This window comes from Exiguobacterium sp. B2(2022), from assembly GCF_028823655.1.
Lineage (GTDB): Bacteria > Bacillota > Bacilli > Exiguobacteriales > Exiguobacteriaceae > Exiguobacterium > Exiguobacterium aestuarii_A.
In genome coordinates, this window is sequence record NZ_JAPEHX010000076.1 from 1 (window position 1) to 12,032 (window position 12,032).

Sequence of the window (12,032 nt, forward strand, 5' to 3'; positions counted from 1 at the left end):
CAATCAGTGAACAAGAAATTCCAGCAGATACAATCGTTATGAATTTTGATTCGATCGAAGAGTTTGAACAGTTTATTGCTGAAGCTCAATCGCCTTTAGAGGTATCTCTTGATAATAAATCAAACAATAACTTATTAGATTTATTTAATCCACAGACTGTCAATGCAGCAACTACTACATTTTCAAAGAGCCAATGGCATGGTGCATCTAAATTAAACTTGTATGTCACGGCTACTAAAGGGTCTAACGGACTAATTACCAAAACAAAAGTGTGGACATCTCACACTGGAGTAACTCTTGGTTTCCACTGGAAGCAAAACCAAGCATACGCTACATTGAGCTCTACAAAAAAGAGTGGAAAGGCTTATGGACATGGGACTTTTTCATGGGTTGTGTTTGTTAAGGGGATTGGAACTCTGTTCTCTCGGGATATTACAATGACGCGTTCGTTTCACTCTCAATACATCAAGTAAATTTATTCAGAAAGTTACATAGAAATAAAAAAGAGATGTTTGATGTTTTTAACATTTTCCATCTTTTGGTTGCTTGACTTTTCTAATTAGAAAATAAAGAAAACGAATCAGGTCGTGCAACGAATCTGGTTCGTCAACAACTTGAGGATTGATGCTAATTGCATCAATCCTCTTTTTCATGTGTCATCCAAGTACGCTGTAAAGCGCCTAGCAAAATGTGAGCCGTGTGTAACATCGCTCGTTCATCCACATCGAAACGAGGATGGTGGTGAGGGAAAATCGCTGAGAGTTCAGGGTTCCCAGCTCCTGTGAAAAAGAAGCTGCCCGGTACTTGTTCTAAATAGTAAGCGAAGTCTTCTCCGACCATGAGTGGTGCCATCTCGATGACACCGTCTTCGCCGACGGTCTCTTTCGCGCTTTGGCGGACGAATTCTGTTTCTCTCACATGGTTGACGACGGCTGGATAACCTTTTATATAGTCAAGCGCATACTCGGCATCGCTCGCAGCGCAGACAGAACGAATCATACGTTCCATATCCGTGATGATTTTATCTTGCGTCTCTGAAGTGAACGTACGCACGGTTCCAGACAACTTGGCCTCTTCGGCAATCACATTGAACGCTTGACCGGAATGGAGAGTCCCAATGGTCAAAACGGCTGGTTCGAGCGGGTCGATGCGTCGACTGACCACTTGTTGGAGGTGGTTCGCCACATTCACGGCGACCATGAGGGCATCGACCGTATGTTGCGGAATCGCACCATGACCACCTTTTCCAGTGATGGTCAATTCAAAGCGATCGGCTGCCGCCATGGTGGGACCTGTTTTGACGCCGACTGTTCCGAATGGGAGGGGTGTCCAGATGTGCGCACCATAAATATAATCCACATTGTCGAGACAGCCATCCTCAATCATCGGTTTAGCGCCACCGGGAGCCAATTCTTCGGCAAACTGGTGAATCAGCACAACGTCTCCCGGAAGGTCCATCTCGGTCAATGCTTTCGCTAGAACCAAAAGCGTCGCTGTATGGGCATCGTGTCCACAAGCATGCATGACCCCATTTACTTTTGAACGATACGGGACGTCTTTCACATCTTGGATGGGAAGCGCGTCAAAATCGGCCCGTAACGCGATGGTCGGGCCATCTCCGCCTTTGATTCGACCGACGACCCCATTACCGCCGACGTGTTCACGTACTTCAATCCCAAGTTCGCGGAGATAAGAGGCGATCATCTTCGGCGTTTCAACTTCTTGAAAAGATAGCTCTGGATATTGGTGAAAATGGCGTCTTAGGGACACCATTTCTTCGTATAATTCCGTCAATCTTAAATCGAGGTCAGTCACAAGCATAGCAAACACTCCTGTCAGTGGATTGGTTTTGGTTGAAGCAAGGACCATATGTCATGTGAATCCAAATCATCGAGAATCGGTTGAGGTAACAGCTGTCGGGCTTCATTAGCCGTCACCCATCTTGCATCACTATGCTCTTCGGACAATGTGACGATTGTTGCGATGGGGTGAGCCAAGTACGTCATAAGGACGACTTGGCGGTTTGGATTGGTTAAAAATGTCGTAGCGTACAGTAGGTGTTGAACCGTGACACGTAGGTCGGTTTCTTCAAATACTTCTCGTTCTAAGGCCCGTTCGAGCGTTTCGCCGAAATCGAGCTTACCACCGACGAGCTCCCACGTTCCAGGGTGAACCTCGTCATCTGTTGCTCGTTTGATGACGAGCATCTGGTCGTTTTGCACAATCACCGCTTTCACGGCGACAACGATGGTTGGAATAGACATCGAAACACTCCTTTTGTATGAAATCATGAGACAACTCACAGTAAATATGAATCATTGACTATATTTTTCTAAGTTACGCTTATGTTATACGACGAGAGGGAATTAATACAGGAGAAAATGAAGAAATGAGGTGCCAACATGGGGTGGATTATTGCGATTGTAGCGGTTGTCGTGCTCGTACTCATCTATTTTTCGATGTACAACGGGCTCGTCAAATATCGAAATTGGGTCGATGAGGCATGGGCTCAAATCGATGTACAGTTGAAGCGGCGGTATGATTTGATTCCGAACTTGGTCGAGACGGTGAAGGGCTACGCGAAACACGAGCAAGAAACGCTTGCGAAGGTCGTCGAGCTGAGAAACCAGCTCGGAGAAAAGTCGAATCGTCAGGACCAAATGGCAGTGAACGATCAATTGAGTGGAGCACTGAAAAATCTCTTCGCGCTTCGTGAGGCGTATCCGGACTTGAAAGCAAACGAGAACTTCAAGATGTTGCAGGAAGAATTGACACAGACGGAAAATAAGGTCGCGTATTCGCGTCAACTCTATAACAATACGGTCATGAAATATAACACGAAAATCGAATCGGTCCCGACGAACATCATCGCTTCCGTCCATCATTTCGAAAAGCGCGATATGCTCGAGGCACGTGCCGAAGAGCGCGAGAACGTTCGCGTTTCGTTTTGATGAATCGAGGTGGCGCGTATGCTCCTCTATGAACAAATTCGAAAGAATAAAGTGAAGACGGTTTTCATCGTCACGGGGTTTGTCTTATTCGTTCTTCTCGTCGGAGCGGCGATTTCCTACGTCAACTATGGAGACGCGATTCCGGGGTTGATCTTCACACCGATTTTCTCGTTGTTTTACGTGGGAATCGTCATCATGTCGAGTACGAACATCGTCATGAAGATGAATCGGGCACAAGAGGTGACATCGGTGGAAGAGCACCGCTTTCTATGGCATACGGTCGAGAACATGGCGATGGTCGCACGAGTGCCGATGCCGCGCATCTTTATCATCAACGACCCATCGCCGAACGCCTTTGCGACGGGGTTGAAGCCAGAAAAGGCGGCCGTCGCCGTCACGACGGGACTGTTGGATCGATTATCGCGAGAAGAAGTAGAAGGGGTAATCGCGCATGAGGTCGCGCATATTAATCGATTATCGCGAGAAGAAGTAGAAGGGGTAATCGCGCATGAGGTCGCGCATATTAAGAATTATGATGTGCGGCTCTCGACGGTCACACTCGCACTCGTCTCGGTCATCGCCATTATGAGTGATATCGGCTCACGGATGTTATTTTTCCGAAGCATCAGTGGGGGACGACGTGACCAAAATCAGAATCCCATCTTCCTCATCATCGGACTTGCTTTATTAATATTGGCTCCGCTCATCGCGATGCTGATCAATATGGCGATTTCACGTAATCGCGAGTTTCTAGCAGATGCGAGTGGAGCGGAACTGACCCGTAACCCGGATGCCCTCGCCTCAGCGCTTGAGAAGATTGCCAACGTCGAGACACCGGTCGAGCAAGCGTCGAGTGCCTCGGCCCCACTTTACTTCTCCGATCCACTTAAGAAGAAAGTGAGTGGTCTGTTCTCGACGCACCCTGATCCAGTCGAGCGGATTTCCCGACTTCGTCAAATGTAATCAGAGCCTGTCCGGTTGCGGCAGGCTCTTTGTGTTACACTGAACTGGGAAAATAAGGGGGTGAATGAGTTGGGTAAAAAGATATACATAGGTTTAGGAGTCGCTTTACTAGTCGCATTATTTTTATTGGGACTAGGACCATATATTGTACATATAGTACTCAAGATTTTCATGTGGCTTACCCAATACATCTTGCCATGGATTTTCCTATATTACTTCATTCAATTCTATAAACACTATGCACAAAAACAAGAAAAGCCACCTGAATGAGGTGGCTTTCGACGTTTATCCGGCGCGGTGGCTACGGATTTTTTCAATCTCATCGAGGACGAACTGAACGTTTGTGCCGACGATGACTTGAATGTGATTCGGGCTGACGACTTTAACGCCAGGGATGCCAGCTTTCTTGATTTGATCTTGATTGACGGTATCCATGTTTTTCACATCGACGCGTAGGCGTGTGATACAAGACTCGATTCCTGTGACGTTGCTGTCACCGCCGAGACCGTCATAAATCATGTTCGCCATGGCTGAGAATTCGTTACCAGAAGCAGATGCGACCGGCGCCACTTTCGTTTCGCCGTCTGTCGTTTCACTTGCGACTGCATCCACGACTTCATCTGGTTCACGACCTGGTGTCGCCAAGTTGAGCTTCACAATCATGAAGCGGAAGATTGCGTAGTAGATGACTGCAAACACGAGACCTTGAACGAGTAGCATATACGGTTGGTTCGCAAGCGGCAAGCGTGAGCTTAACACGAAGTCAACGAGTCCTGCGCTGAATCCGAAACCGGCTGTCCATTGGAACGTTGCCGCGATAAAGAGCGAGATTCCTGTAAGGACTGCGTGTACAAGGTAAAGAACTGGTGCGAGGAACATGAACGAGAACTCGAGTGGTTCAGTTACCCCTGTAAAGAACGAAGCGAATGCAGCTGCGAGTAGAAGCGAAGCCGCTTGTTTCTTCCGTTTTGTCTTCGCTGTATGATACATCGCAAGTGCTGCGGCAGGAAGACCGAACATCATGATTGGGAAGTAACCTGCTTGATACATTCCCGTTACACCTTTCTCACCTTCACCCGACCAGAAGTTTCCGATGTCGTTGATCCCTGCGACGTCGAACCAGAAGACCGAGTTGAGGGCGTGGTGAAGTCCAGTTGGGATCAAGAGACGGTTGAAGAATCCGTAAAGTCCGGCACCGAATGCGCCAAGTTTAGAAATCGATTCCCCGAATCCAACGAGGCCTGTGTAAACGACCGGCCAGATGAAGTAGAGCGCGACCGAGACAAGGATCATCGAGAATGCCGTCATGATTGGAACGAGACGCTTTCCACTAAAGAACGCGAGGGCATCCGGTAATTTGACGTGACTAAAGCGGTTGTACATCGAAGCAGCGACGAGACCAGAAAGAATCCCGACGAACGCGTTGGCAATCTTCCCGAACGCCGGGTTGACGGCTTCGACATCCACACCTTGGAACAAGGCGACCGTGCCAGCAGAGAGAAGTGTTGTGACGGTCAAGAAGGCGACGAGTCCGCTGAGTGCTGCAGAACCATCGCGGTTTTTAGCCATTCCGAGAGCGACCCCGACTGCGAAAAGAATTGGAATGTTATCGATAATCGCCGCACCCGCTTTGATTAAGAATGCAGCTGCAATGTTTTCAGATCCCCAGCCGACTGGGTCAATCCAATAACCAATCCCCATGAGAATCGCGGCAGCCGGAAGTACGGCAACCGGTAACATGAGGGAACGTCCGAGACGTTGGAAAAAGTTCATCATTGTTGATTTCCTCCTTTTTGATGGTGTTGATCTTGTAGACGTTGAATGTGGAGCGTAATATAACCAAGTTCTGACTCGGGCAAGACGACGCCATATGTCTCTTCCATTTCTTTTGCGACATCAGATGCGCACGCATAGGCAGACGTGAATTTCGTCTGAATCATGCGGAGCATGTCTTCATCAATCGTGTGATGATCGTAATGGTTGACCCGATCCATGACGAACCGTAAATGAGTTAATAATCGTTGATAGGATAAGTCATCTTCTTCAATGGATACATCGAGTCGTCGTGAAATCGATTGAATCATGTCGCGGACAATCGTTGTCTGTTTGACCGTCTTGCGTAAATCACCTCCTTTCACTTTCATCGTATGGATATGAAGCGCGATGAACGCGGCTTCGTCTTTCGGCATTTGGACGTTCAATTTTTCTGCGATATGTTCAATCGCCCATAGTCCAATCTCGTACTCATTCCGATAAAGGATTTTAATCTCGTTCAACAGTTTGTTCCGAAGTGAGATGCCTTCCATCTCACGCTCAATGGCAAATGAGATATGGTCGGTCAGGACGATGTGGATATGTTCATTAAATGATGTCTCAAGCCGTTTTTCTGCGTACGAAATAATGTCCTCGGAAACGGTAAAGTGTTCAACGGGAATCCGACTCAACAACTGTTGGAACTTATCGTTTTCCGGCATGATGAACAATTTTTCGATTTTATGGGGATTGACGATGTCGTTCTTCGTCTTTTTAAAGGCGACGCCAGGACCAATCGCAATTTTTTCTTCCCCATCGTCCGAGACGATGACCGCATTGTTGTTCAAAATCTTTTTGATCTTAATCATGTGTCCTCCTTGTTCCGGAGTCACGCTTCCACTCGGGCGACAATCGTCTTACCCGGGACGGCTTCCTTCGTGAATGTGAAGGCGTAATGATGGGCAAGTGCGCCACCATTCGTCACGACCATTGGCGTGACCGTGTCTTTACCAGCTTGATGGATTTGGGACAAGTCGGCTGTCATTAACAGCTGTCCTGTTTTCACGTGGTCACCTACATCTACACGGAGATCGAACGGTCGACCTTCGAGTTCGACGGTGTCGAGCCCGACGTGAATCAAAATCTCAGCCCCATCCTCGGTCCGAATACCGATGGCGTGCTTGGTCGGAGCGATTTGTACAATTTCTCCGTCAGCTGGTGAGACGACTGCTCCGTCTGTCGGTGTGATGGCAATGCCATCCCCCATCATCTTTTCACTGAAGACCGGGTCCGCTACTTGATCGAGTGGAATAACGTCTCCTTCCATTGGCGAGTGCAGTGTCGGTTTGTGTCGATTCATTAACTTATTCCATAGCATATCTTCTACATCCTTTCTTAACGCAAAACGAGGAAAAACAAAACAGGCATGGAGTATAGACGGGTGGCATGCGCCGTACGTCTTACCCCATGCCTGATCGAATCAGTCACATGTGATCGCTATTCGTTTCTTCACGTTCAACATAACATGTGTGGATTTGAGACACAAGTCTTTTTTTGAAAGCGTTCTCTAAAATTTTACAAGGTGACGAATCTGGTGTATAGTAAGGGCGAATCTATTGAAGAAAGGTGTTGCATGTTGATGAGTGAGGTTGTATCTGCCTAACGAACTGAAAAATGTCGGATGACACGTCTTTTTGTCATGCCGTCATGTTCCGTTACAGATACCGCCCATCAAAAACTGCCAGACACCGGTCTGTCTTTTTGCGTTGGTCGTCATCGACCGACGCTTTTTTGTTTGCGCGGTATCTCGATTCTACAATTTGAGGAGAGACACACATGAACGAACAAACATTTGAAAAATTACAATACAACGAATTGATGACAAAAGTAGAGCTTTGCACACGACTACTCAGGCAGCAACGTCCGACGAGCCATATTGCGACGGTGAAGAAGCGTCTGCAGGAAACGTCTGAAGCACGAGCGATTTTAGATGCGACGTCACATGTCCCATTCATCGGAGTGTCTGATATGGAAACGATTATCGGGAAACTACAACGAGGGATCCAACTCGAAGCAAACGAGCTCGAAGCGGTCGCCGAGTTTTTACGTGGCGCTCGCAAGCTGAAGCGATTCATGCTCGAACATGAATTTTTCGCACCACTCTTGTCCGCATATGCTGCCGGAATGGGCGAATGGCGAACGCTCGAAGAAGACATCACGCAAGCGATTCGAGCCGGTCAGGTCGTCGATGAGGCGTCAAAAGAGTTGAAGCGAATCCGAAAACAAGTCGACATTCTCGAAGGACGCATCGAGGAGCGGTTAGCCAAGTTTTTGAAGAGCGCCGCGAATCGTGAGATGATTCAAGACGGATTCGTCACGAAAAAACAGGACCGCTTCACCATCCCGATCAAAGCTTCATATAAGCATAAAGTGGCGGGTACGATTGTGGACACATCGAATCGCGGCACGACGGTCTTTATTGAGCCAGAGGCCATCTCGAAGTTGAACGCCGAACTCGTCGTCAAACGTACGGAAGAAGCGGTAGAAATGTATCAAGTACTGGCGACATTGACAGGAGCCGTGGCAGAAGTCCTTCCTGACATCGAGGCGACGCTCGACGTCATCGCCCAGTACGATATGGTCTTCGCCAAAGGGAAGTACAGTCAGTCTATCGATGGCGTGACACCGCATGTGAATGCGACCGGGCGCATCCGATTGAAACGAGTACGCCATCCGCTCTTAGAAAGCGCTGTGCCACTTGATTTTGCCATCGGTACAGACTATCGCGGTTTGATTATCACGGGACCGAACGCCGGCGGGAAGACGGTCGTATTGAAAACGATTGGACTCCTTAGTCTCATGACGATGACAGGTCTGCATATCCCGGCCCATCCCGATACGATCATCTCGACATTCGATGAGGTGTTCGTCGATATCGGAGACAATCAGGATCTGGAGTCGGCGCTCAGTACGTTCTCGGCGCATATGCACAATGTGGCGAAAATCATGCAAACCACTGGAAAACGGTCACTCTTGTTATTCGACGAAATCGGAAGTGGGACGGAACCGAATGAAGGGGCCGCTCTTGCGATTGCCATTTTAGAAGCGGCATATAAACGGGGCGCGATTGTCGTGGCATCGACGCATTATGGAGAAATCAAATCGTATTCTGAAGCGCATCCGGATTTCATGAACGCAGCGATGCAGTTTGACCCGGAAACGCTTGAACCGAAATACCGACTTCTCATGGGGCAGTCAGGCGACAGCAACGCCTTATTTATCGCTCGCAAGATGAAGTTACCGGAAGCGATTCTCAAACAGGCATCTCGTTACATGAACGAGAAAACGTATGACACTACGAAAGTCGATGAATCTAAAATAACGCGAGAAGTGGAAGTGGTACCACTTGAAGAAGCAGAGCGTTTTGAAAAAGGTGACCGTGTTCGTCTACTCGAGACGAATCAAGTCGGTCTTGTTTATTCGTTTGATGCATCGCGTCGGCATGTACGAGTGTTCGTGGATGCAGAGTATATAGAGTTGCCGAGTCGTCGTGTCCGATTAGAAGCACGGGCAACGGAACTCTATCCGGCTGACTATGATTTGGATACGTTGTTTACGACGTATCAAGAACGAAAGGAAGCGCACGACTTTGCACGAGGGTCGAAAAAAGCGTTACGACGAGTGGAGAAAGAGATTCGAGAAAGAAAGAAACAAGAGCAATCTAATCGGAAATGAATATAGCATATGGTGAAAGGGTAAGAGCACATAGAGAGAAGTCTTAATGTGGGAGGGGCTTATGTGTTCGAGTTAAGCTTTTGGTTTGCACTCGGTTTTGCCGTGATTCACTTTTTTTCAGGAAAGCTCATTCACGTGCGTGAAGTGCCGAGGAGCCGTTTTTTATCAGTGGCTGGCGGGATTGCCGTTGCTTATGTATTTCTTCATCTGTTGCCAGAGTTAAATGAATATCAACGCGAACTTGAAGGAGAGATTGGGAATAACGTCTTCGCTTCCCTTGAAAACCATATCTTGATTATCAGTATGTTAGGACTAGCTGTCTTTTATGGACTCGAACGTTTCGCGACGGCCAATAAACGCAAACAAAAACCGTATGTATTTTGGATTCACATCGGTTCGTTCACGCTTTATACGTTTAGCATCGGTTATGTACTCGCAGAAAGTGAGTTTCAATCGAATGGCACGATGTTCCTTTACTTTGTGGCGCTCGGTATACACTTTGTCACGGTTGATCAAGGATTGCGTCAGCATCATCAGCAACTTTATGATCGACAAGGGCGGATCTTCTTAGCGCTTGCCGTGCTTATAGGATGGGGAGTCGGTACATTTGCAGAAGTAAATGAACTCGGCTTGTCCATCGTTGTCGCTTTTTTGGCAGGAGGAGTGATTTTGAACGTCATGAAAGAAGAGTTGCCTGCTGAACGTGAAAGTAGTTTTGGTGCGTTTTTGATTGGATTGTTGGGTTATGCGTTGTTATTACTCGTCATATGAAAAGGCAGCCCCTTGCGGTGGCTGCCTTTTGACTTATAAGCTGTTGCTTTGATTTTCTACGTTGCTGTCGCTCTCTGTTGAAGCATCGTCATCTGAAGAGGATGAATCGTCATGATGTGGACCGTGCCCATGCCCATGGCGACCACCTTCACGTCCGCCACGCATGCCGCGAATATCTTCTAAGTCATCGTAACTCGTCACATCGGCAAAACGTTCTTCGTGGTCCGCAAGGATTTGATCGGCTTCTTCTTGCGTCAAGTTTCCTTCTTCCACAGCGGTTGCGAGTTTTTCTTCATGCGACGTCATGATGGCATCGATGAACGCTTCGATTGAGATCCCTTTTTCTTCTGCAAGCTCAGGAAGTGATTGCCCGTTTTCGCGAGCAGCATCCACTTCTTCTTCTGTTAAACCGAGCGCTTCGATGAGGGCGGCATGCCCCGCTTCTCGTTCACCGAACATACCAGGACCACGTTCACCACGTTCGCATTGTGTGGATGCTGTCGTTGTCGATTCATCTGTCGTCGTGTCATTCGTCGCGGCATATACGCCAGTGCCCGAGACGGCTAAAAGCCCCGCTAAGGCGATTGCTAGTTTTGTTGATTTCATGTGTATCTCCTCCTTTGTTACTTCAAGTGTAGAACTGAAGGCGTTAGAAGTTGTGAGGGAGTTGCAAGATTTCTGCAAATTGTCTTTGGGAAACGGTGGGACGTTCGATGTGTGCGATATAATGGATGTGGAGGCGATATGAGATGAACGTACTCGTTGTGGAAGATGAACAAAAACTGGCGGACGGCATGTCCCGTTTTTTAACCTATGCCGGGTTTGAGGTGACCGTGGCGATGACCTTGAGTGAGGCGAAACAACAGCTGCACCAACGATTTGATGCAATCTTATTGGATGTTCGCTTACCGGATGGAGAAGGATGGACCTTGATTCCGACATTGAAAGCGCAACAGCCCGCACCTGCCATCATCTTGACGACGGCGCGAGGTGAGGCAGATGATCGCGTATTCGGATTGGAGCTCGGGGCAGACGACTACTTGGTCAAACCGATTGTCTTGAAAGAGCTGGAGATTCGTCTGAAACGTCTCGTCAAACAGACCGATGTGATTCAATTCGGAGCGCTCACTATCGACATCAAATCGAGAATGGTGCAGGAGAACGGATATCCGCTTCGACTGACGAACAAGGAGTATGAACTACTTTTGTATCTATGGAAGCACGTCGGAGAGGCGTTGGACCGGAATCGCCTGCTCGACGACGTATGGGACTATGCGTTCGTCGGAGATACGCGTACGGTCGACACTCATATTAAACAACTACGTGATAAATCACCCACACTGAAAGAACAGTTGAAGACCGTTCACCGGGTCGGTTATCGCTTAGAGGGACTGTCATGAATCGGTTGATGAAGAAATTACTGTGGACGGCTGTTCTACCACTTGCTGTGATGGCACTCTTAACTTTCGGACTCACGTCATTATTGATCGGACGTTTCGCAGAAGACGAAACATATGCACAATTGGAGCGCGAGGCGGCGATTGTGTATGAGGCCGTTCAAGAGGGACGTGGGATTCCAGGTCAACTAGACGTGCTCCTATTTCAGGACGGACAACGGGTCGAGCTCGAACGTGGTGGACGGATGCATCGCATGATGCCGATCAGCCTTGACCCGAATGACTTAGCGGTTCAGGACGAAGTGAGTGTGAACGGCACCCGCTTCTTGACGTATTTACGAGAAGAAGGGGATATTCAAATCGTGACGTACAGCCCTGTACCGTTCTCGAATCCACAGTTTCAGCAAATCTATCTCATCTTAGCAGGTGGGTTTATCCTGGCACTGTTGGTTGCCATCGGCGT

General features: G+C 48.2%; 12 protein-coding genes and 1 pseudogene. 7 read left to right on the forward strand and 6 right to left on the reverse strand.

Annotation, left to right across the window (positions count from 1 at the left end; all coding sequences use genetic code 11):
• Nucleotides 1-473 (forward strand): hypothetical protein (locus ON063_RS13155; protein WP_274665434.1); only part of this gene is annotated, 473 nt, incomplete at its 5' end.
• Nucleotides 474-636: 163 nt separating this feature from the next.
• Here the strand turns inward: ON063_RS13155 and ON063_RS13160 are convergent.
• Both ON063_RS13160 and ON063_RS13165 read right to left on the reverse strand, forming a co-directional pair.
• Nucleotides 637-1,821 carry an amidohydrolase gene (locus tag ON063_RS13160; RefSeq protein WP_274665435.1) on the reverse strand — a complete coding sequence of 395 codons (1,185 nt, stop codon included), beginning with the start codon at nt 1,819-1,821 and terminating at the stop codon, nt 637-639.
• 14 nt (nt 1,822-1,835) lie between these two features.
• A complete protein-coding gene (locus ON063_RS13165; RefSeq protein WP_274665436.1) occupies nt 1,836-2,264 on the reverse strand; it encodes an NUDIX hydrolase in 429 nt (142 codons plus the stop codon).
• A gap of 138 nt (nt 2,265-2,402) precedes the next feature.
• Here ON063_RS13165 and ON063_RS13170 point away from each other — a divergent pair, with 138 nt between their 5' ends.
• Complete coding sequence (locus ON063_RS13170; RefSeq protein ID WP_015880351.1) at nt 2,403-2,951, forward strand: LemA family protein; 549 nt, start codon at nt 2,403-2,405, stop codon at nt 2,949-2,951.
• Nucleotides 2,952-2,969: 18 nt separating this feature from the next.
• Entirely contained in the window at nt 2,970-3,914 is a 945-nt protein-coding gene (locus tag ON063_RS13175; protein ID WP_274665437.1) for a zinc metalloprotease HtpX, read from the forward strand.
• A 285-nt stretch (nt 3,915-4,199) separates the two neighbouring features.
• Here the strand turns inward: ON063_RS13175 and nagE are convergent, their stop codons facing one another.
• The 3 genes from nagE to ON063_RS13190 are packed head-to-tail and all read right to left on the reverse strand — an operon-like array spanning nt 4,200 to nt 7,044.
• Nucleotides 4,200-5,690: an N-acetylglucosamine-specific PTS transporter subunit IIBC gene (gene nagE, locus ON063_RS13180; protein ID WP_274665438.1), complete on the reverse strand. Its 1,491-nt coding sequence runs from the start codon at nt 5,688-5,690 to the stop codon at nt 4,200-4,202.
• The gene (locus tag ON063_RS13185) at nt 5,687-6,535 is read right to left on the reverse strand and encodes a PRD domain-containing protein (RefSeq protein WP_274665439.1); all 849 of its coding nucleotides are present in this window, start codon (nt 6,533-6,535) and stop codon (nt 5,687-5,689) included. Before ON063_RS13185 ends, nagE begins: the two co-directional genes overlap by 4 nt.
• Before the next feature lie 20 nt (nt 6,536-6,555).
• Nucleotides 6,556-7,044: a PTS sugar transporter subunit IIA gene (locus ON063_RS13190; protein WP_274665440.1), complete on the reverse strand. Its 489-nt coding sequence runs from the start codon at nt 7,042-7,044 to the stop codon at nt 6,556-6,558.
• Between the two features lie 458 nt (nt 7,045-7,502).
• Here ON063_RS13190 and ON063_RS13195 point away from each other — a divergent pair, with 458 nt between their 5' ends.
• Both ON063_RS13195 and ON063_RS13200 read left to right on the forward strand, forming a co-directional pair.
• On the forward strand, nt 7,503-9,401 hold the full coding sequence (locus tag ON063_RS13195) for an endonuclease MutS2 (protein WP_274665441.1): 1,899 nt from the start codon (nt 7,503-7,505) through the stop codon (nt 9,399-9,401).
• A 63-nt stretch (nt 9,402-9,464) separates the two neighbouring features.
• Nucleotides 9,465-10,172: a hypothetical protein gene (locus ON063_RS13200; protein WP_083600206.1), complete on the forward strand. Its 708-nt coding sequence runs from the start codon at nt 9,465-9,467 to the stop codon at nt 10,170-10,172.
• Between the two features lie 33 nt (nt 10,173-10,205).
• Here ON063_RS13200 and ON063_RS13205 read toward each other — a convergent pair whose 3' ends face one another.
• The gene (locus ON063_RS13205; RefSeq protein WP_274665442.1) at nt 10,206-10,778 is read right to left on the reverse strand and encodes a hypothetical protein; all 573 of its coding nucleotides are present in this window, start codon (nt 10,776-10,778) and stop codon (nt 10,206-10,208) included.
• 143 nt (nt 10,779-10,921) lie between these two features.
• Here ON063_RS13205 and ON063_RS13210 point away from each other — a divergent pair, with 143 nt between their 5' ends.
• Nucleotides 10,922-11,572, forward strand: coding sequence for a response regulator transcription factor (locus ON063_RS13210; RefSeq protein WP_214760669.1), 651 nt, complete (start codon nt 10,922-10,924; stop codon nt 11,570-11,572).
• Nucleotides 11,569-12,032: pseudogene (locus ON063_RS13215) on the forward strand (hypothetical protein); the annotation flags it as partial. The gene ON063_RS13210 and the pseudogene ON063_RS13215, both read left to right, overlap by 4 nt.